Source organism: Flavobacterium ginsengisoli (genome assembly GCF_029625315.1).
Lineage (GTDB): Bacteria > Bacteroidota > Bacteroidia > Flavobacteriales > Flavobacteriaceae > Flavobacterium > Flavobacterium ginsengisoli.
This window is the reverse complement of sequence record NZ_CP121110.1, coordinates 4,924,367-4,945,648: the sequence shown is the minus strand read 5'-3', so window position 1 is coordinate 4,945,648 and position 21,282 is coordinate 4,924,367. Positions and strand designations below refer to the sequence as shown.

16 protein-coding genes and 1 pseudogene are annotated in these 21,282 nt (G+C 34.2%); 7 read left to right on the top strand and 10 right to left on the bottom strand.

The window, feature by feature from the left end:
• Positions 1–16 precede the first annotated feature (16 nt).
• The 6 genes and pseudogenes from P5P87_RS23510 (at position 17) to P5P87_RS23490 (ending at position 7,584) form a co-directional block, all read left to right on the top strand.
• Positions 17–1,526, top strand: a pseudogene (locus P5P87_RS23510) (sodium:solute symporter).
• A gap of 74 nt (positions 1,527–1,600) precedes the next feature.
• Positions 1,601–4,597, top strand: coding sequence for a serine hydrolase domain-containing protein (locus P5P87_RS23505; protein WP_278020779.1), 2,997 nt, complete (start codon positions 1,601–1,603; stop codon positions 4,595–4,597).
• Positions 4,598–4,677: 80 nt separating this feature from the next.
• A complete protein-coding gene (locus tag P5P87_RS26245; protein WP_422854081.1) occupies positions 4,678–5,214 on the top strand; it encodes a DUF5009 domain-containing protein in 537 nt (178 codons plus the stop codon).
• Entirely contained in the window at positions 5,184–5,948 is a 765-nt protein-coding gene (locus P5P87_RS26240) for an acyltransferase family protein (protein ID WP_422854080.1), read from the top strand. Before P5P87_RS26245 ends, P5P87_RS26240 begins: the two co-directional genes overlap by 31 nt.
• A 146-nt stretch (positions 5,949–6,094) precedes the next feature.
• Positions 6,095–6,796 (top strand): GntR family transcriptional regulator, encoded by a 702-nt coding sequence (locus P5P87_RS23495; protein WP_278020778.1) that lies wholly within the window; start codon positions 6,095–6,097, stop codon positions 6,794–6,796.
• Complete coding sequence (locus P5P87_RS23490; protein WP_278020777.1) at positions 6,793–7,584, top strand: aminotransferase-like domain-containing protein; 792 nt, start codon at positions 6,793–6,795, stop codon at positions 7,582–7,584. The genes P5P87_RS23495 and P5P87_RS23490 overlap by 4 nt, the downstream gene beginning before the upstream one ends.
• Before the next feature lie 131 nt (positions 7,585–7,715).
• On the opposite strand, the gene P5P87_RS23485 is transcribed toward P5P87_RS23490, so the two are convergent.
• Positions 7,716–9,860, bottom strand: coding sequence for a catalase (locus P5P87_RS23485; RefSeq protein WP_278020776.1), 2,145 nt, complete (start codon positions 9,858–9,860; stop codon positions 7,716–7,718).
• A 538-nt stretch (positions 9,861–10,398) separates the two neighbouring features.
• Here P5P87_RS23485 and ligD point away from each other — a divergent pair.
• A complete protein-coding gene (ligD, locus tag P5P87_RS23480; RefSeq protein ID WP_278020775.1) occupies positions 10,399–12,963 on the top strand; it encodes a DNA ligase D in 2,565 nt (854 codons plus the stop codon).
• Here ligD and ku read toward each other — a convergent pair.
• The 9 genes from ku to nagA form a co-directional block, all read right to left on the bottom strand.
• Positions 12,960–13,739 (bottom strand): non-homologous end joining protein Ku, encoded by a 780-nt coding sequence (gene ku / locus P5P87_RS23475; protein WP_198856558.1) that lies wholly within the window; start codon positions 13,737–13,739, stop codon positions 12,960–12,962. The genes ligD and ku overlap by 4 nt on opposite strands.
• A 162-nt stretch (positions 13,740–13,901) precedes the next feature.
• Entirely contained in the window at positions 13,902–14,714 is an 813-nt protein-coding gene (metQ, locus tag P5P87_RS23470) for a methionine ABC transporter substrate-binding lipoprotein MetQ (protein ID WP_198856559.1), read from the bottom strand.
• Between the two features lie 83 nt (positions 14,715–14,797).
• The gene (locus P5P87_RS23465) at positions 14,798–15,451 is read right to left on the bottom strand and encodes a methionine ABC transporter permease MetI (RefSeq protein WP_278020774.1); all 654 of its coding nucleotides are present in this window, start codon (positions 15,449–15,451) and stop codon (positions 14,798–14,800) included.
• Positions 15,444–16,475 (bottom strand): methionine ABC transporter ATP-binding protein MetN, encoded by a 1,032-nt coding sequence (gene metN, locus P5P87_RS23460; protein WP_278020773.1) that lies wholly within the window; start codon positions 16,473–16,475, stop codon positions 15,444–15,446. The genes P5P87_RS23465 and metN overlap by 8 nt, the downstream gene beginning before the upstream one ends.
• 333 nt (positions 16,476–16,808) lie before the next feature.
• Complete coding sequence (locus tag P5P87_RS23455; protein WP_233074097.1) at positions 16,809–17,813, bottom strand: NHL repeat-containing protein; 1,005 nt, start codon at positions 17,811–17,813, stop codon at positions 16,809–16,811.
• Between the two features lie 14 nt (positions 17,814–17,827).
• On the bottom strand, positions 17,828–19,042 hold the full coding sequence (locus P5P87_RS23450) for a hypothetical protein (RefSeq protein WP_278020772.1): 1,215 nt from the start codon (positions 19,040–19,042) through the stop codon (positions 17,828–17,830).
• Positions 19,043–19,218: 176 nt separating this feature from the next.
• Positions 19,219–20,136, bottom strand: coding sequence for a DMT family transporter (locus P5P87_RS23445; protein WP_278020771.1), 918 nt, complete (start codon positions 20,134–20,136; stop codon positions 19,219–19,221).
• Positions 20,136–20,522 (bottom strand): amidohydrolase family protein, encoded by a 387-nt coding sequence (locus P5P87_RS23440; RefSeq protein WP_278020770.1) that lies wholly within the window; start codon positions 20,520–20,522, stop codon positions 20,136–20,138. The genes P5P87_RS23445 and P5P87_RS23440 overlap by 1 nt, the downstream gene beginning before the upstream one ends.
• Positions 20,507–21,277: an N-acetylglucosamine-6-phosphate deacetylase gene (gene nagA, locus P5P87_RS23435; RefSeq protein WP_278020769.1), complete on the bottom strand. Its 771-nt coding sequence runs from the start codon at positions 21,275–21,277 to the stop codon at positions 20,507–20,509. Before nagA ends, P5P87_RS23440 begins: the two co-directional genes overlap by 16 nt.
• Positions 21,278–21,282: the final 5 nt, after the last annotated feature.

Below are 21,282 nucleotides of genomic sequence, written 5' to 3'. Positions count from 1 at the left end.
TCACCAAAACTATAAAATGACACCAAGTACCATCCTTCTCCTTATTATCGTTTATTTCGGAACATTGTTCTATATATCGCACAGAGTCAGCAGAAAAGACAGCGGAAATGAAGCGTTTTTTACTGCCAATAAAAATTCAAAATGGTATTTAGTGGCTTTCGGAATGATCGGAACTGCTCTTTCTGGAGTAACTTTTATCTCTGTTCCTGGAGAAGTTGGCGCGCCAAGCGGTGAACAATTTAAATATTTTCAGTTTGTTTTAGGAAATGCACTTGGATTTATTGTCATTACAAAGCTTTTACTGCCTTTATATTACAGAATGAATCTGACTTCGATTTATGGATATATAGAGCAAAGAATGGGCTTTTTCAGCTACAAAACAGCGAGCTTCTATTTTCCTAATCAGCCGAACGATAAGTTCTGCTTTCAGATTGTATTTGGTGGTAATTGTTTTACAGCGTTTTGTATTCGATTTTTATCATGTTCCTTTTGCATTTACCGTTTTAATTTCGCTGTTGCTTATCTTTTCGTACACTTACAGAGGCGGACTAAAAACGATTATTATTACCGATACTCTACAAACGTTTTTCCTTGTAACTTCTGTTTTCCTTACTATTTATTTTATTTGCGATAGAATGGATTTGAGTGCCATTAGCGCATTTGAAGAAGTAAAAAACAGCAATTATTCTAAGATCTTTTTCTTTGATGATTTTATGGGAAGTAAATTCCATTTTGTAAAACAAATTTTGGGCGGAATGTTCGTAACTATCGCTATGACTGGTCTAGATCAAGATTTAATGCAAAAAAACTTGAGCTGTAAAAACATTGGCGAAGCACAGAAAAACATGTTCACTTTTACAGGAATATTTGTTATCATTAATATTTTCTTTTTGAGTGTTGGAGCGTTGTTATATATATATGCAAACAAAAACGGAATTGCTGTTCCAACCGATTTAATTACTGGAAAACCAAGAACCGATTTACTTTTTCCTGAAATTGCATTAAACCATTTAGCGCTTGTTCCTGCAATTGTATTTTTATTGGGAATTATTGTCGCCACTTTTGCAACTACCGATTCTGCCTTAACAGCCTTAACAACTTCTTTTTGCGTTGACTTTTTAGGCATGGACAAAGCAGAAAACAGCCATAAGAAAAACACGGTAAGAATTAGACATTTAGTACATATCAGTTTTTCTATTTTGGTGTTTTTTATCATCTTGATTTTCAACTCAATCAATGACAGTTCGGTAGTCGGAATGATTTTTAAAGTTGCCTCCTATACTTACGGTCCATTATTAGGATTATACGCTTTTGGTTTATTCCAAAAATCGAGACATGTAAACGATAAACTGGTTCCGTTTATCTGCTTGCTTTCTCCATTATTTACCTATTTCATCAATGAATATTCTAAAGTTTTATTCGCAGGATATGTTTTTGATAATGAATTAATTATACTAAACGGATTAATTACTTATTTAGGATTATTTATAACCAGTTCACGCAGTGAAAAAGAAATAAGTTTCTAATTCAGCTTAATACTATTGATGAATCAATTTGAATTTAAATGCATTAAACTCAAATTGATTCTTAAAAAAATGATATGAAAAATCCATTTATAAAAATCAGTTTATACGCCGCTTTTATATTTTTAATTACCAATTGCGCATCCAAAAAAAATAATGGTGCAGCAGATGATAAAAAGGATATTCCTTTAAAAGACACTGTTGTTTACGTACAAAAAAACACTTCAGACAAAAAAACTTTCTTTAAAGATTCTGATAAAGAAACGGCTTGGGTCGACAGCATTTATAGTAAAATGACTGTACAGGAAAAAATCGGGCAATTGTTTATGGTTTCTGCCTATTCCAACAAAGATTCTGTGCACGTTAATCAGATCAGTAAAATGATTGAAGATTATAAAATAGGAAACGTTATTTTTTTTCAAGGCGGACCAGTTCGTCAGGCGAAATTAACCAACTTATATCAGTCAAAAGCAAAAGTTCCTCTGATGATCGGAATCGATGCCGAATGGGGATTAGCCATGAGATTAGATTCAACGTATCGTTATCCTTGGAATATGACTTTAGGCGCAATTCAGGATTTAAGTTTAATTGAAAATGTGGGAAGAAATATGGCAGCCGAAAACAAACGAATCGGCGTTCATTTCAATTTTGCACCAGTTTTAGATATTAATACTAATCCGAAAAACCCAATTATCGGAAACCGTTCTTTTGGCGAAGATAAAGTCAATGTAACCGAAAAAGCTCTTGCTTTAATGAAAGGAATACAAGGAAATGGCGTTTTCTGTACCGGAAAACACTTTCCTGGACATGGCGATACTTCAACCGATTCACATCATGCTTTACCTACCGTTAATTTTTCTAAAGAACGAATGGAATTAGTCGAACTATATCCATATAAAAAATTATTCGACGAAGGTCTTGCTTCTGTTATGGTCGCGCACCTTAATATTCCGAGTTTAGAATCACAGCCAAATTGTCCTTCTTCTGCTTCATATAATGTGGTAACCAATCTGCTTCAAAAAGAGTTAGGTTTTAATGGCTTAATTTTTACAGACGGTTTGGCGATGAAAGGCGCTGCCAATTTTAAAGGTCCTGGAGATCTAGAAATCGCTGTTATTTTAGCAGGAAATGATATTTTGCTTTGTCCAGAAAATGTACCTGTTGCTTTTCAGAAATTGGAAGAGGCTTACAATACGCAAGTAATTACCGAAGAACGATTGGCACATTCGGTTAAAAAAATTCTTCATTTTAAATACAAAGCAGGACTGAACAAATACAAACCGATTGATTTAAATAATTTGTACAATGATTTGAATCCGTCGCAAAATGATGCTTTACATTATAAATTGTATGAAAATGCGATTACGGTTTTAAAAAACGAAAAAGAAATTCTTCCGATAAAAGATTTAAGCGAAAAAATCGCCTATATAAAATTGGGTGAAGACACCAATAGCACTTTCGTTTCGACCTTAAAAAAATATACCAATATTACAGAAGTCAAAGACACCAATCTGGACAGTCTAAATAAAGAATTGAAAAAATTTGACAAGGTAATTATCAGCTATCATAAAGTAAATAAAGCTTGGGAAAAACAAGAATTCACCTTACAAGAAATGCTTTGGTTGAAAGAAATTGCAAAACACAACAAAGTAATTCTAGACATTTTTGCAAAACCTTATTCGTTATTATCTATTAATAATTTTGATGATATTGAAGGATTGGTAGTTTCCTATCAAAACTCAGATATTAGTCAGGTTGTTTCGGCAGGATTACTTTTTGGCGCCATTGAAGCCAAAGGAAAATTGCCTGTTTCTATAAATGATGCTTTCCATGTGAATGATGGTTTGACTACCGAAAAACTAAATCGTCTGGCTTTTACAGCTCCAGAAAATGTAAATATGAATCCAGCAATTCTGTCCAAAATCGATGCTGTGGCGCAAAAAGCAATTGACGGAAAAATGACTCCAGGAATGCAGGTTTTAGTGGCCAGAAAAGGAAATGTTGTTTTTCAGAAATCGTACGGAGCGCAAACTTATGATAACGGAAAAAAAGTCGCGGATACCGATTTATACGATGTAGCTTCGATTTCAAAAATGATTTCGACTTTGCCAAATGTGATGCAATTGTACGATAAAAACAAAGTAGAGTTGGATACCAAACTGAAAGATATGGTGCCGTTTTTTGCCAAAACAAACAAAGAAAACATCACTTTCAAAGATTTGCTAAATCATTATGCAGGACTTCAAGCGTGGATTCCGTTTTACAAAGCAACTTTAGACAGCAACAATCAGCCTTCTGAAAAATACTATCGAAAAGCAGCAGAAAACGGTTTTACAACAAAAGTTGCCGAGAATCTTTACATTCGAAATGATTATCATGATACGATTATGAAAATCATTGCTGAAAGTCCTGTAGCTCTAAAAAAAGAATACAAATACAGCGATTTTACTTTTATCATTTTAAAAGAATATTTAGAAAGAAAAACACATAAAAAATTAGAAGAGCTGAGCCAAGAAAATTTCTACAGCACACTAGGAATGACCAATACGCTTTATAATCCATTAGACAAATTTGACAAAAGCAATATCGCTCCAACCGAAATTGACAACTATTTCAGACATCAGGTTATTCAAGGTTATGTGCACGATATGGCGGCCGCAATGGAAGGTGGAGTCGCAGGTCATGCAGGAATTTTTTCTAATGCAATGGATGTTGCCAAAATGATGCGGCTTTATCTTCAAAAAGGAAATTACGGCGGTATTCAATATTTTTCTCCTCAGACTTTTGATGCTTTTAATACCTGTTATTACAAAAATCAAGGCGTTCTAAGAGGTTTAGGATTTGATAAAAGAGTACACAAAGGCGGACCAACTTGCGACTGTGTTTCTGAAGCCAGTTTTGGCCACACAGGTTTTACAGGCAACATGGCTTGGGCAGATCCAGAAACCGAAATTGTGTATGTATTTCTATCCAACAGAACGTATCCAGAAGTAGTAAATGACGAAAACAAATTAGTCAAAGGAAAAATCAGAGAAGAAATCCAACAGATCATTCAAGACGCTATCATAAAATAAACTGAAAGCAAAGTCCAAAGAATCTTTCTTCTTGCATCTTTCATCTAAAAAAAATCTAACAACCAAAAAAAATAAACCCAATGACAAAAGAACGTTTAACCTCACTCGATGTCTTCAGAGGATTTACCATTCTCTTAATGACGATTGTCAATAATCCGGGAAGCTGGTCATCTATTTATCCGCCTTTAGAACATGCTGAATGGCATGGCTGTACGCCTACTGACTTAGTTTTCCCGTTTTTTGTTTTTATTATGGGAACGGCTATTCCATTTGCAATGCCTGTGAAACATTTTGACGGAAGTGTTTTCAATAAAATTTTAGTTCGTTCTTTGCGAATCTTCTGTTTAGGGTTGTTTTTAAGTGTTTTCAGCAGAATCCATTTATTTGGTTTAGAAGGCATTCCTCTATTAGGAGTAAGATTGCTAATTGCTTTTGCGATTGCTTATGCCCTTTTAGGAAACTTTTCAATGAAAGTAAAAACCATTCTTGCCGTTGGAGTATTTCTAATTTTGATTTCACTATCATTTAGCGGTTTGGAGCATTTTGAAGATACCCGAATTCGGGTGTTTTACAACGAATTGCCATTGTGTATTTCTTTACTTCTATTTTGTATTTAAAAACTAATTTAAAAACACAGCTTTTAGTTTTAGCCACGCTTTTAATTGGATATTGGCTTGTAATGGCTTTTGTTCCCGTTCCTGGATTTGGTCCTGCCAATTTCGACAAAGGAACCAATCTTGCCGCTTGGATAGACGATACACTTCTAAACGGACATTTATGGGCTTCATCTAAAACTTGGGATCCAGAAGGAATCTTAAGCACTTTGCCAGCCATTGGAACTGGAATTTTAGGAATGTACATTGGTCAGCTGTTAAATTTATCTGTCGATAAAATGGAAATCGTAAAAAAGACCGCCATTGCAGGAACTGGTTTAGTAATTGGAGGTTTAATTTGGAACATCTTCTTCCCTATTAACAAATCGCTCTGGACAAGTTCTTATGTTTTATACACAGCCGGAATTGCAACATTATGTTTAACGCTTTTGTACTATATAATCGATATTAAAGGACATAAAAAATGGACTAAATTATTCCTGATCTGGGGTGTAAACCCAATGATCGTATTTTTCTTTTCTGGAATAATTCCGAGAGTTCTAAGCGGTATAAAAGTAGCCGACCCTGAAAAAGCCGGAGAAGAAATTGGACTTCAAGCGTATATATATAACCACGGAATTGTTCCTTGTTTTGAAAACCCATTAAATGCATCACTCGCTTATGCTTTATCTTATGCTGTTTTCTGGTCGTTTATCTTATGGATTTTCTACAAAAAGAAACTGATTTTTAAAGTGTAAGTCGGTTAAATAATATTTTAGCCGGACTTAATAGTTTGATTTGGTCATCGTTCTAGCACTTATGTAAAGATCACTTTTCTTTTTTCTTGAAAATTTTAAGAAAAGCAGTATCTTGCCGTACCAACAAAAGTGTCAGTTTATAAATTATGGATAGTCCGGTTGAAATTCCTTTTAAAAGCTTTATTCAGCTTAAACCAGAAGAAAGCACTGCTATTTACTTACAGCTTGTTTTTGAATTTATCAAAGCCATACAAACAGGTTTTCTTCCCGAAGGTACCAAACTTCCCGGTACTAGAATTTTATGTAAAGTGCTTTCTGTTAACCGAAACACTTTAATCAAAGCCTTTCAGGATTTAGAATCACAAGGTTGGATTGAAACACTTCCCAACAAAGGAACTTTCATTTTATCTCAGCAAAAACAAAAAAACAAAGCTGAATTTAGTATTTCGAAAGAACAAAATACCACTTCAGATAATATCGGCTTTAGTTTTCAGCGTTCTACTATTCTTGAAAGTCCGATTGAAATTAGCAATTTGCCATATCAATTTAATGACGGAATGCCCGATTTGCGATTGGTTCAAACCGATGTTTTGGCCAGATTATATGTTTCGAAATTAAAAAGACGAAAAACCTCTAAAACTTACGAACAGATAGAACTTCGTTCGCATTCGAATTTTAAAACTCATTTTTCCAATTATCTCAATCTTACCCGTGGAATTCGTATTTCGACTTCTAACCTTCTTACAACAAGCAGTCACGAAATCGCTTTGTATCTGGTTACAAAAGTGCTTATTACTCCAGGCGATAAAGTCATCGTAGCTTCGCCGGATATTATATGTCAAACATGACGCTGACCAATACGGGAGCGCAGATCATTTCTATTCCGGTAAATGAAGATGGAATTGACACCAAAAAGCTAAAAGAAATCTGCGAAACAACCAAAATCAGGGTTTTATATTTGACATCCAATTATCATTATCCAACCACTATTTCGCTTAGCGCTAAAAAAAGAATCGAAGTGCTGGAATTGGCCAATCAATACGGGTTTGTGATTTTGGAAGACGATTACGATTTTGAATTTCATTATGATAATAATCCTGTTTTGCCATTGGCTGCTTTTGACTCAAATCAGAAAGTAGTTTATATTGGTTCTTTCGGAAAATCACTACCATCTGGTTTTAGCTACGGTTTTGTCGCCGCACCTGCCGAATTTATCAAAGAACTCGAAAAGCATCAAAACATCTTAGAACCCAGAATTGATGTCATAAAAGAACAAGTTCTTACCGAATGGATTACTGAAGGCGAAGTGCACCGTCTTTCAAAGAAAAATAAAAAAATCTATAAAGAACGTCGCGATTATTTTGTTTCAATTCTTAATGAAAAACTGAAAGGCAAAATCAAGTTTAAAGTACCTCCAAGAGGATTGGCAATTTGGGTCGAATGGCTAGATCATTTTAATCTGATTCAGTTTCAAAAAGAATGTTCTAAACATGGTTTGTTTCTGCCAAAAACCATTTTATATCAAAGCAAAAACCTCACCGCGACACGTTTAGGATTTGGGCATTTGGAAAAAGAAGAAATGGAAAAAGCCGTTTCTATTTTGAGTGAGAGTTTGGAAATAATTCTAGAGAAATAATTTTTCAATCCATAAAACAAAACATAGCGCGTGGTTTCAACCATGGGTTATATTGGAATATAAATGTGCACAGAATAATTGTTTTATTCTAAAAAAAATGGCTGTCGCAAAAGACAGCCATTTTCATTTTATTACAGACTTTTTTCTCTTTCCCAAAAACGATGTCTTCCCAAAGCTTTTATAAACGAAGTAGCTAGCAATTTGTCTGCCCCATTTTCACTTGTCAAAACTCCAGGGTCTTTAGATTTTATATCACTGTTATTTTTTAAGACCTGTACTCCTTCGGCTTCAGCCGCAATAAATTTACAGTGATGATACGAATCATTTAAAAACTCTTTTACTTCTTTTATTTTCGAAAGATTTGCAATTCCTTTTCCACTTGGAATAAAGACGCCATCAAAAAGTACTGATGCAGCAATTTTATATGTCTGATCTACTGGAATTTCTGTTCCTTCTGCAGAAACAATAGTTCCTAGATGCGGTGCTATAATAACGGCTTTTGCTCCTACATTTTGCAAAGCCGTTTTCATTACTTTTATTGAATCTGCACTTACGCCGTCAGTACATAAAAAAGCTATTTGTCGAGTTGCAATTGTATTGGAAATGGTTGGATTTTTAAGCATACTCAAAGCATCTGAACTGCCTACGTTCGGTTTTACTTTTGACGGTTCTTGATTTCCTTCATCATCTGCTCCTACCCCATGATTTATTGGTCTTTCAATATTTTTCGGAACTGGAATTCCTAAATTTTTAGCAACCTTTGATGCTAAATCAGTATTTACCTGATTTAAAAGTCCGAGCATTCTTTCTCTAATCGAAACCGTTTCTACTTTTCCCAATTCAAAAGACAAAGCACTGGCAATATGATCTTGTTCTATAGGCGTTTGGCTGTTGTAAAAAAGCGCCGCCTGACTAAAATGATCTGAAAAGCTTTTACTTCTTTCTCGCACTTTATGAGCATCTACTCGTTCATTAAAACTTACAAATCCGCCCTGATCCATTTTGGCTTGAAATGGGCATCCGCCTCCTAAAGAATTTGGATGATAACTCACTTTACCTTTTGCAATTTCCTGACGCATGTGTCCATCACGCTGATTATTGTGCATTGGCGCAATGGCTCTATTAATTGGAATTTCGTGAAAGTTTGGACTTCCTAATCTTGATAATTGCGTATCGGTATACGAAAACAATCTTCCTTGCAATAAAGGATCATTTGAAAAATCAATTCCTGGAACAATATGTCCTGGGTGAAAAGCCACCTGTTCTGTTTCTGCAAAAAAGTTATCTGGATTTTTATTCAAAACCATTTTTCCGACAATCGTTACAGGAACCAATTCTTCTGGAACTAATTTGGTTGGATCAAGCAAATCAAAATCAAATTTATGTTCGTCGCTTTCAGGAATAATCTGAACCCCTAATTCCCATTCTGGAAAATTTCCTGCTTCTATAGCTTCCCATAAATCCTGTTTATGAAAATCTGAATTTTTTCCTGATATTTTCTGTGCTTCATCCCAAGCAACTCCGTGGGTGCCTAATTTTGGTTTCCAATGAAATTTTACAAAATGCGATTCATTTTTCTCATTAATAAATCTAAAAGTATGCACTCCAAAACCTTCCATCATTCTTAAACTTCTTGGAATCGCCCTGTCGCTCATTACCCACATAATCATGTGCATCGATTCTGGCATTAGCGAAATAAAATCCCAAAAGGTATCATGTGCCGAAGCAGCCTGTGGAATTTCATTGTGCGGTTCTGCTTTAACAGCATGAATCAAGTCTGGAAATTTCATGGCATCCTGAATAAAAAATACAGGCATATTATTTCCGACCAAATCAAAAATACCTTCCTGCGTATAAAATTTAACAGCAAAACCTCGAACATCACGAGCTAAATCAGTAGATCCTCTAGAACCAGCAACAGTCGAGAATCGAACAAAAACTGGTGTTTTAATACTCTTATCGTTTAAGAAGCCTGCTTTTGTATATTTTTCCATGCTATTGTACAATTCAAAATAACCATGCGCTCCCGAACCTCGTGCATGAACAATGCGTTCTGGAATTCTTTCGTGATCAAAATGGGTAATTTTTTCTCGTAATATGAAATCTTCTAAAAGAGAAGGGCCTCTTTCTCCTGACTTTAAAGAATTGTTATTATCGTTTATTTTAACGCCTTGGTTGGTGGTTAAAAATTCGTTCTCGGCATTTGATTTATTCTGTTCTAAATCGTTCTGTTTTCCATCAGAATTGTCTTGATTTGTTTTTTTTGAATTTTTCATTTTCTGTTGATTTTACATTTATCATTCAATGAAGCTTGTGAGGTATTTCTCAAACAATAGGCTAACAAAGTTAGATCGCTTTTCAAGTTAAAACTTATACAATTCAGCTTAAGGATTATAACATTCAAATTATAACATATATGAAAATCAATATTTTACTTATAATTATATAAGCGCTAAATTTAATCCTATAACAGAAAAAACCTTTTTGAAAGTAACTTTGAAATAAAGTTTTAATTCAAAAAAGACTTATTGAATTTTTATGTTATAATTGATCTTCTAATGTTATGGAATATCAAAATAGTATGGGTAAAGAATATATTACCAGTTTCTCCACTCAATGCTCTCCTACTAGGAGTTATCAGTGGTGTAATTGGCATACTCAGCTGGATTATCATATTTAAAATGACCGATCATCAACCCCCAATTGATTTTAAAGGTTATTATATTCAGCTGTTCTTTGCCCATATTATTTTTGCTGTCACAGCAACGACGCTTTACTCTATATCATTAACCACTTTAATTCTTTTGAAAACTTATGTCACTGTCTAAATACAACCAAAAAAGAGATTTTAAACAAACTAGAGAACCTAAAGGCAAAGTGGAGAAATCGGAAGACGAACTGATTTTTGTCGTGCAGAAGCATGCTGCATCGCATCTACATTACGATTTTAGGTTAGAAATGGATGGTGTTTTAAAAAGCTGGGCAGTGCCAAAAGGTCCGTCAATGGATCCTGAGGTAAAACGTCTAGCCATGATGGTCGAAGATCATCCATACAGCTATAAGGATTTTGAAGGCACAATTCCAGAAGGAAACTATGGTGCTGGAAATGTAATTGTTTGGGATAACGGAACGTATACTTCTGATGAAAAAACAGCTTCGGACGAAAAACAATTGCTGAGTGATCTCGAAAAAGGCCGTTTGAGTTTTGTTTTAAAAGGCAAAAAACTGAAAGGCGAATTTTCTCTAGTGAAACTTCAAGGAAAACAGGAAAATGCCTGGCTTTTAATCAAGAAAAAAGATCAATATACTTCTACCGAAGATATTTTAGAAAAAGACAAATCGGTTATTTCTAAAAGAAGTTTGGAACAGCTGATAGCAAAATCTGAAAAACAGGCTTCAAAAACAGAAGAAAAAACGGCTGAGAAAAAAGCTGTAAAAAAAAAGACCAATCCAAAAACCGAAAAAGCTGAATTTCTAAAACCCATGCTAGCCAGCTTACGAGAAAAACCTTTTGATAATGAAGAATGGATTTTCGAAAATAAATACGATGGCTATAGGACGATTGCTGTCATTAATGCGCAGCAGGCAGATTTATTCAGCAGGAATCAGCTTTCTTTTACTGATAATTTCAAACCAATCGCCGAAGAATTACAACAAATAGATCATAATGTAGTTTTCGATGGCGAAGTTGTCGTGGAAAATGATGCTGGTAAAGCCGATTTCCAGTCGCTTCAAAACTATATGAAAACTGGGATTGGAAATCTTAAGTATTATGTTTTTGATTTATTGAATTTGGATGGAAATCTAATTACCGAATTATCGCTTCTGGAACGAAAAGAACTGTTGAAAATTCTCTTCAATAAGTATTCTTTTTCGAATGTTTTTTATTCTGAACATACCGTTGGCGACGGAATACAACAATTTGAAAAAGCGGTTAAAAACAAAACAGAAGGAATCATTGCCAAAAAATCTGATAGCACTTATACTGTAAATAGAAGAAGTTCCAACTGGCTTAAAATAAAAACCGCCAATGAAGAAGAAGCAATTATTATTGGAATCACGGAACCTAAAAATTCGAGAAAGTATTTTGGCGCTCTTTTACTTGGCCAATATGATGGCAAAAAGCTGCACTATATTGGCAAATGCGGAACTGGTTTTACAGAAGCAATCCTTAAAGAATTATACACTAAACTAAAACCGTATTTTATTGAAAAATCTCCGCTTGATGAAAAAGTTCCTTTGCACGACCCAATTCAATGGATAAAACCAAAACTTGTATGTCAGGTGAAATTTTCAGAATGGACGCAAGAGCAACATTTAAGACATCCAGTTTATCTTGGATTAAGGATTGATAAAAAGGCCGATGAAGTTAATTTTAATGGCAATGAGAATGGAAATAACAATAGTAATAAAGATTCTAATTTAATTGAAATGGGACACTTAAATAAACATAAAGCCGAAAATGATTATGATCTAAAAATTGGTAAAACGACTTTACATCTCACTAATCAGAATAAAATTTATTTTCCAAAAGATAAGATTACAAAAGGCGATATTGTGCAATATTATAATGAAGTTTCAGAACTGATTTTGCCCTATTTAAAAGACCGCCCAGAATCGATGAATCGTTTCCCGAACGGAATTGATTCTCCTAGTTTTTATCAGAAAGATGTTGATGTTGATAAAATTCCGAAATGGCTTAAAACCAAAAAAATCTTCTCAGAATCCAACAATGCCGATATTGATTATCTGATCTGCAATAATAAAGAAACGCTACTTTATATGGCCAATTTAGGCTGTATCGAAATGAATCCGTGGAACTCGACCATCAAACATATTCAGAATCCAGATTGGCTCGTAATTGATTTAGATCCCGCCAAAGACGATTTTAAACAAGTGGTTCAGACGGCCTTGGTTGTAAAAGAAGTTTTAGACGAATTGGAAACCGAATGCCTCTGTAAAACTTCGGGCGCTTCTGGACTTCATATTTATATTCCGCTTGGAGCGCAATACGATTATGATTCTATAAAAATTCTAAGTGAATTGATTGCCAAAGAAGTGCAATCCAGACTTCCTGATATCACGACGGTTGATAGAAGCATTAAAAAGAGAAACAACAAATTATATATCGATTTTTTACAAAACCGACGCGGACAAACTTTGGCGGCGCCGTATTCTGTTCGTCCAAAACCTGGCGCTACAGTTTCTACGCCTTTAGAATGGAGTGAGGTAAATGATAAACTGCATCCATCGCAATTTACCATCAAAAATGTATTAAAGCGATTTGAGAAAAAAGGCGATTTATGGAAACCCGTTTTATCTAAAGGCGCCAATATTAAAAAGATTATTCACAAACTGGAAAATAGTCAAAACAGTTAAGAAGATTTTTTCTTTTTATTTTCTAAACTTGCTTTTAGCATTTCCATTAAATCGTCGCTTTGTTTGTGTACCACTTTTAGTTTTGGAGCTGCTTTCTGTGGTTTTCCTTTTGCTTTCTTTTTAATGATATCCAAAAGCTTGGCTGTATATTCATCTTTAAACCCAGAAATATCAAACTTCTCTGTTAGCTGATCTATCAGTTTTTCTGCCATATCCATTTCTTTTGTCGCTTTTTTGGACATTGGCGGCAGCTTCAATTCGCTCGTACTTCTAATTTCCTGTTCAAACCGAATTCGGTTTAAAACAATCACATTTTTGTACGGTTTTAAAATTGCTAGGCTTTCTTTATTTCGCAGTACAAATCTTGTAATGCCTACTTTTCCTGAAGCTTCAAGCGCATCGCGAAGCAATCCGTAGGCATTCATTGCGCCTTTGTCTGGTTCGAGATAATAGGGCTGTTCGTAATAAATACTTTGGATTTCTTTTTCGAAAGCAAAACTTTCAATATCAATTGTTTTGGTTTTAATGGCATCTGCGGCTTCAAAATCAGAATCTTCCAGAATAATATATTTACCATCCAAATTATATCCTTTTACGATATTGGCGTAATCTACTTCTTTGCCCGTATTTTCATTAACACGCTTAAATTTGATATTAGCATGATCTTTCGCATCCAGCATATCCATATCTAGACTGCTTTCCTCTACAGCCGAAAACATTTTTATCGGAATATTAATCAACCCAAAACTTACCGAACCTGTCCAAATCGCTCTCATGATTTTTGTTTTAAAATTGAACATTAAATTTAGTTCAATCAAAAAATGTAAGCCTTACAAAATCAAAAGATTGTTTTATATAATTGTTAATTGTAAAATGTGAGATGTGAAATGTCTTAATCCATAACATTTCACATCTCACATTTTACATATCACATTCTTTTACCAGCCTTTTACTGCTCCGCCTTTAAATTCTTGCTCGGCTGCTTTTTCTACTTCTGGAGATTGAAAAGCCTGTAAAAACTGTTTTACTTTTTCTTCGTTTTTATTGTCTTCACGGCTTACTACCAAATTCACATAAGGCGACTCTTTATCTTCCACAAATAAAGCATCACGAGAAGGAACCAATCCTGCTGCAGAAGCGAAAGTATTGTTGATGATTGCAATAGAAACATTTTCGTCGTCTAATGCACGAGGCAATTGAGGCGCTTCTAATTCTAAAATTTTTAAGTTTTTAGGATTGCTCACAATGTCAGTTACCTTTGGCAATAAACCAACGCCATCTTTCAATTTCAATAATCCGTTTTTCTGTAAAAGCAATAAAGAACGTCCTCCGTTTGTTGGATCGTTTGGAATAATAATCGTGCTTTCGTTTTTCAATTCAGAAAGGCTTTTTATTTTTTTAGAATAAGCCGCAATCGGATACACAAACGTTTTTCCGATAATGGCCAATTTGTAACCGCGTTGTTTTGATTGTTCATCTAAATACGGTTTATGCTGAAAAGCATTTGCATCAATATCACCCTGACTCAAAGCTTCGTTTGGAATCACATAATCGTTGAAAGAAACTAATTCTACTTCCAATCCGTATTTTTCTTTTGCCACTTTTTTAGCCGCTTCTGCCACTTTCAATTCTGGACCTGAAGCCACTCCCACTTTAATAAAATGAGGATCATTATTTTTTTTATTTCCACAATTGGATAAAACAAGCGCCAAAGCCAAAACTCCAGCTATTTTTAAAATATTTCTTTTCATAATAATTATATCTTTTTTAAATTTTAACTTCTAACACTTCACTTTTGACTTTTGACTTTCGACTTTTGACTTTCGACCAAATCTTATCTATGATCGAATCGTTTTGATAATCGATCTCCCGCAAACTGAATCACGAATACTAAAATGACCAATAAAGCCAAAACTGAATTCATTGTTACAGCATCATAACCAATATAACCGTACTGGTATCCAACTTGTCCTAAACCTCCTGCTCCGACAGCTCCACCCATTGCAGAATATCCGACAAGAGTAATTAAAGTAATTGAAGTCGCATTAATTAACGAAGGCAAAGCTTCTGGTAATAATACTTTGTACACAATTTGCAAAGGAGTTGCTCCCAAAGCTCTTGCTGCTTCGATTAATCCTGACGGAAGACTTAATAAACTATTTTCTACCAATCGAGCAATAAATGGAGCCGCACCAATACTCAATGGAACCAAAGCCGCACTCACACCAATTGAAGTCCCGACAATGGCGCGTGTAAACGGAATCATCCAAACGATTAAAATAATGAATGGAATAGAACGAAAAACGTTCACCACAACCGATAATGTTCTGTTTAAAACTGGCTGTTCTAGAATTTGATTTTTACGAGTTAAGAACAATAAAATTCCAGTTGGAAGTCCTAACAAAAAACCGAAAAAGCCTGATACAAAAGTCATAACAATGGTTTCCCATGTTCCTTTTAATAATAAATCTATAAGAGAATCAGACATAACCTATAATTTCTGTTTTAATATGTTTTGAATTAAAATACTGAATTGCCGCAGTGTAATTTTCGCGTTTTCCTGAAAGTTCAATCAGCATTACGCCAAAATTAACTTCGCCCGCCTGATCCATTTGTGCGCTTACAATTTTGAAATCGGTATCAAAAAGTCTTGAAACTTCTGATATAACCGGTTCATTAACCGATTTTCCTGTCATTTCTAATTTCAATAACGGATTCAAGTTTCCGTTATCTTCTTTCTGTAATTTTTCCTGATAAACAGAAGGAACATCAATATGTAAAGACGAAGCAATAAACTCTTTTGTCAATTCATGTTTTGGGTCTGCGAAGATTTCTCCAACACTTCCTTGCTCGATCAATTTTCCATGACTGATTACCGCGACTTCATCACAAATCGATTTTACAACTTCCATTTGATGCGTAATCAATAAAACCGTAATATTCAGACGTTTGTTAATATCTTTCAATAAATTTAAAATCGATCTTGTAGTTGCAGGATCTAGTGCGCTTGTAGCTTCATCAGACAAAAGTACTTTCGGATTATTGGCTAAAGTTCTTGCAATAGCTACTCTTTGTTTTTGTCCGCCCGAAAGACTTGCTGGATAATCGTTTGCTTTTTCGGCTAAACCAACTAATTGCAATAATTCTAAAACACGTGTTTTGATTTCGCTTTTTGAAGTTCCAGCCAATTCTAATGGAAAAGCCACATTGTCAAAAACAGTTCTAGAAGAAAGCAGATTAAAATGCTGAAAAATCATTCCGATTTGTCTTCTTTCAATCGCTAATTCTGCGTTTGATAACTGCATTAAAGCTTTTCCGTCAACGATAATTTCGCCAGAAGTTGGTCTTTCCAACAAATTCACGCAGCGAATCAGCGTACTTTTTCCTGCTCCGGAAGTTCCAATTACACCAAAAATTTTCCCTTCAGGAACTGTCAAAGAGACATCAGACAAAGCCGAAACGATTTTGTCTTTCTGATGAAAAGTTTTGGTTACATTTTTTAATTCAATCATTTTTTGAGTTTTAAAAACAAAAAAGCCTTTCATAAATCAGTTGAAAGGCTTTTTTGAAATAAATTTTATCATTTTATATTTAAGCCAGCTCAATAAATACCATAACAGTACCACAGCACATCATGCTGCGACGATAATAATTATTCATTTTCTGGTTCTGTTTCTTCATAGCGAGTGCAAATTTAAACAGTTATTTTCAATTTTAACGCATAAATTATCAAAACTTTTATTAACCTATCAATTTAGTAGGTTATTTTAAGGCTTTAAATAAAAAAATCCAAATTCCAATTTGAAGTTTGGAACTTGGATTTAAAAGTATTGAGAGTCAAAATCTTAATTGTTCTGTTCTGCAATTACAGATTTATTCAATTTAATAACTCTAATTTTTTTATTGGTATTATCAGATAAGAAAATACGGTCATCAAGCTGTGCCGTACCAACAATAGTCCCAAATGGATTTTTTCCTAAAATATCAGAAGCGCTTAAAACCGCTTTGTAATTCATTTTATTGAACTCTGCTTTTGGATACAATTTTAAATAAGAAGCACTTCCAATATTTTCTGAAGTAACTGCCCAATCCTTGCTAAAAGATACTGCAATTGGTTTAATATCCAAAAATTGCACTTTTTGTGGCTCTATAGGAGTTGTAAGCGAAGCTTCTGCATTAGCTTTTATATTGGCTATATTATAATACAAATAGCTTTTTGCATCTCTTCCTGCTACTACCAAATTTCCGTCAAGAATATCTAATGAATACACTTCTGTCCATCCGTTTAAAGTATTTAATTTGGCAATAGGTTTTAAATTCCAATCGCTGGTTTCTGTAATTTGAGAAGCGTCAAGAACTTTTATGCTTTTTTCTTTTTCTTTTACAAACACCAATCCGTCTTTTGCTACAACACCAAAAACGTGTACAAAAGTTTGCCACCATTGACCGTTTCCTACCGTACTGATTCCCGCATTTGTAGTTTCATCAAAAACAAATAATCTCGATTCTGTACTTCCTACATAAATGCGACCGTTATCAACGCTAACAGATGTTAAGCTTGTTAAAGGAATTGTTGTTGTTCCTTTTTTGTACTCTTTAATTGTTTTAATATGAGCTAATGTTAGTGCATTAAAAACTTCCAATACATTTCCGTTAATAACGTATAATTTCTCATTTGCAATTGCAATTCCTTTTGGATCGAATGCTTCTGTGCTTCCTGGAATATTTTCGTTAGTAATAGAAGCTTCATCTGTTGGATAATAATAGGTATAATCTTTAGATGCTACATCGTCTTTACTGCAATTTGTAAACAAACAAAGCGCTAAAATTAGGGGCAGAATATGTTTCATGTTTAATTTATATTTTAGTTCCATTTTCCTTCACCTTTATATTTCAGCAAAAATGGATTTTTAGGATTAATGGTAAATACTGGTTTTTTATAAGTTCCTTTTACATAAGCCGTTTTTGCATATGTTTTTAAAACTTCTGGATCTGTAAACGGAAGATCATTTAAGTAAATCAGGTATTTATAAAAATGAGTAAGCATTTCCTGTTGGCCACCGCCTTCGCCACTATTTGCTAAATTACTGCTATGGCTAAAACCGATGTGATGCGAATATTCGTGAGACCAAACCGACATTTCTCCTAACCAATGTCCAGTTACATAACCCGACTCCCATTGCGAAGCCAGATTTCCTCCGCCCCAAGCAGAATCTCCTCCTACCATAGCCATCCAAACGGTTCTTTTATCAAGATAGTTCCAATATATTTTTTCGATTTCTTCTTTAGAATAGTAATCGTAAACTCCATCAACATCTTCAGCATTTCCATGCCAATTTAATGCACCGTTTATAGCTGTCCCTGCAGTCGTTGCCTGTTCTTGTTTGTATCTGTCAAAGTTGATGAAAGTATCATAATACAAAGGATGGCTTAACGCATACGAATAGTTAATAATCATCGTAATTGCTTCTTTTGCTAAAGCTGGATTCATTGGAAGAAATTTACCCAATTCATTAATGTGGTATCCATCATGAAACTGAACTAAATGCGTCGATTTTATCTTTTTGATTTTCTTAAACAAAGGATCTTCCGATTCTATAAAAAACTCAATTGCTCCAGACGAAAATCCGTCGATTTTATCGATTGTTACCGTATTTCCTGTTTCTAGCAAATAATCATTTTTCTGCTCCGTTAAAGGAATTTTATGAAACGAACGATGAAAAGCTGGAACTTTTGAAAAATTAAAAAGCAAAAACTTCTTATCGTAATTCGCCAATTTTGCGTACACCTTAACATCTGTCAGTCCAACTGGAGAATAAAGTGAAACTTGTACAGAATCTTTTCCTTTCAAAATAACTTGAAAAGGTTCGTTTACTCTAAACCAGCGATCTGCTTTATTGTACATGATTGAAGGGTCTTCGTTATCTTCAAACATAGTCATTGGTTTATTTTCTGCGGGTAAAGCTGTAGCATCTATGCTTGGCAGGTAACTTGGTTTGTAGTTTTCGCCATCGTCACTACAGCCAAAAATAATACTTGCCAATAGGGCAAATACAAAAAAGTGAGTGTTTTTTCTCATCAGTAAGTAAAGTAGGTTTGGGGTTAAAATATCATGCAAAACTATAAATATGCTCGATAAAAACAAGCATATTGCAAGAAAAATATGAATATAAAGTATACTAATAGTAAATTTTTGTATACTATTTCTACACTTAAAACTTTTTTAATGTTTTGATTTTCAAACATTTCATCTTGTCATTTTTCTTTTATTTTTTTTGAAGAAAGGCTAATATACAATCCTAATATTACGAAAACAACACCAAGAAAAGTATAAAAAGTCAATGGTTCCTCGACAACTAAGTAAGCGATTAAAAAACCGAATATTGGACACAAGAAAAGCCAATACGAAGCTTTTATCGGATTTATTTTTAAGAGATAAAGCCAAAGCTGAATGGCTCCAATAGAAACTGCAATTGCCAGCCAAAAAGTGGAAAGCCAGAAATTTAAATCTAAATTATTTTGATCTGATTTATAAGTTAAAACCAAGACAGGAAAAAGAAATACAGCTCCAATTATGGTTTGCCAGCCATTTATGGTTAAAATATGCAAATCATTCCATTCTTGCCTAGAATAATAAATTGTTCCTAATGAATATGCAATCATACTAACTAGAAGAATCAGTATTCCGCTGGGAGTTGCAAAGCCGCTTTGTAATAAAGGATAGGCCGCAAAAAAAACACCCGTAAGACAAAGCAATAAGCTAATAATATTTTTAAAATCGATTTTATGAGATAACCAAACTGCCGAAATCAAAACAATAAAAACAGGATTAGTTGCTACTGCCAAACTCCCTAAACCAGCGGATACTTTTTGCATAGCAAGAACATACAAACCCAAATAAAAAGTAATATTGAGCAAACCATAAATACTGATTTGAATCCATTCTTTTCTTTGAGGCAGACGTTTTGCCATTATAAGATGCGAAATAAGAAGCATAATGCATCCAGCGATTAGAAATCTAAAAATAGAAATTACAAAAGGCTGAGCAGAATGAAGTCCAATTTTTGTAGCTGTAGATGCAGAAGCCCACAAAAAGGAAAAAATAATTCCGATAAAAATGATTTTGAGTTCTTTAAATTTACCCAAAATTGGAGACACTTTTTCTTTAATCATTAGGAAATAGAACTGTTGGTTTTAGAAAAATCAAGCGTTTCTATTTTACTTAAATCAGCATTGAATTGGACAAAACTGGCAGGAAAACCAGGCTTTATTTTCCCGATTTTTTCTTGCATACCAATAGCAGAAGCTACCCTTGTAGTTGCCATTTTTATTGCTTCATCAGCCGAAACGTTCAGATGATTGTAAGCATTTTGCACCGCTTCTGTCATTGATATTGTAGCTCCCGCCAGATTGCCGTCTTCATTTCTGTAAAAACCGTTTTCTAAATGCGCATCAAAATTGTCCCATTTAAAATTGGCTACTTTTCGTCCTAAAAAAGTTGCATCGCTTATTAGGAAGAATTTTTCTTGTTTTAACTTGTAAGCTACTTTTGTCTGCAAGCATAATCGCAATGTGCACCATCTAGAATAACTGGAGCATAAACTTCTTCATTTTCAAAAACAGCTCCAACCAAACCTGGTTCGCGGTGGCCAAACTGCGTCATGGCATTAAACAAATGTGTCACAAGATTTATTCCTTTAGAGAAATAAAATTGTGCTTCTTTGTGTGTTATGGTCGAATGGCCAATCGAGATCGTAAATCCGCTCTCGATTAGCATATTCAATTGTTCTTCTGTAAAACATTCGGGCGCAATTGTAATAACTTTTATAACATCTTTTCCCTTTCTGATTATTTCTTCTAGTTCTTCATTCGTTGGCTTTCTTACCTGATCAATACTGTGGGCGCCACGTCTTAACGGATTTAAAAACGGACCTTCCAAATGCATTCCGACAACGCCATTTTTGTGCTTTTGCATGTATTCTCGAACTGCTTCAATTCCGTTGAGAATAGTTTCTCTCGAAGAAGAAATCAAACAAGGTAAAACATGTGTTGTGCCATACTTCATGCTTGCATCATAAATATCCTGAATGGTTTCTTCATTTGGAGTCTGACTGAAATAGTACTTTTCTCCTCCATTAATCTGAATATCTATAAATCCTGCAGCGAGATGATTTCCTCCCAAATTAATTTGCTCAATGTCATTTGGTATTTCTTGGTGTACTGAAATAATAGTCCCGTTTTCAATAATTACGGCTCCATTTTCAATTACTTCATCTCCTGTATGCACAATCGCATTTACAATTGCTTGTTTCATGTTTT

Bases quoted from the DNA above. Each gene is read 5' to 3' on its own strand.
- P5P87_RS26245 (WP_422854081.1), top strand. From the start codon at position 4,678: ATGACAAAAGAACGTTTAACCTCACTCGATGTCTTCAGAGGATTTACC.
- P5P87_RS23490 (WP_278020777.1), top strand. From the start codon at position 6,793: ATGACGCTGACCAATACGGGAGCGCAGATCATTTCTATTCCGGTAAAT.
- ligD (WP_278020775.1), top strand. From the start codon at position 10,399: ATGTCACTGTCTAAATACAACCAAAAAAGAGATTTTAAACAAACTAGA.
- metN (WP_278020773.1), bottom strand. From the start codon at position 16,475: ATGATTGAATTAAAAAATGTAACCAAAACTTTTCATCAGAAAGACAAA.
- metQ (WP_198856559.1), bottom strand. From the start codon at position 14,714: ATGAAAAGAAATATTTTAAAAATAGCTGGAGTTTTGGCTTTGGCGCTT.
- nagA (WP_278020769.1), bottom strand. From the start codon at position 21,277: ATGAAACAAGCAATTGTAAATGCGATTGTGCATACAGGAGATGAAGTA.
- P5P87_RS23495 (WP_278020778.1), top strand. From the start codon at position 6,095: ATGGATAGTCCGGTTGAAATTCCTTTTAAAAGCTTTATTCAGCTTAAA.
- P5P87_RS23450 (WP_278020772.1), bottom strand. From the start codon at position 19,042: ATGAGAAAAAACACTCACTTTTTTGTATTTGCCCTATTGGCAAGTATT.
- P5P87_RS23485 (WP_278020776.1), bottom strand. From the start codon at position 9,860: ATGAAAAATTCAAAAAAAACAAATCAAGACAATTCTGATGGAAAACAG.
- P5P87_RS23445 (WP_278020771.1), bottom strand. From the start codon at position 20,136: ATGATTAAAGAAAAAGTGTCTCCAATTTTGGGTAAATTTAAAGAACTC.
- P5P87_RS23505 (WP_278020779.1), top strand. From the start codon at position 1,601: ATGAAAAATCCATTTATAAAAATCAGTTTATACGCCGCTTTTATATTT.
- P5P87_RS23455 (WP_233074097.1), bottom strand. From the start codon at position 17,813: ATGAAACATATTCTGCCCCTAATTTTAGCGCTTTGTTTGTTTACAAAT.
- ku (WP_198856558.1), bottom strand. From the start codon at position 13,739: ATGAGAGCGATTTGGACAGGTTCGGTAAGTTTTGGGTTGATTAATATT.
- P5P87_RS23465 (WP_278020774.1), bottom strand. From the start codon at position 15,451: ATGTCTGATTCTCTTATAGATTTATTATTAAAAGGAACATGGGAAACC.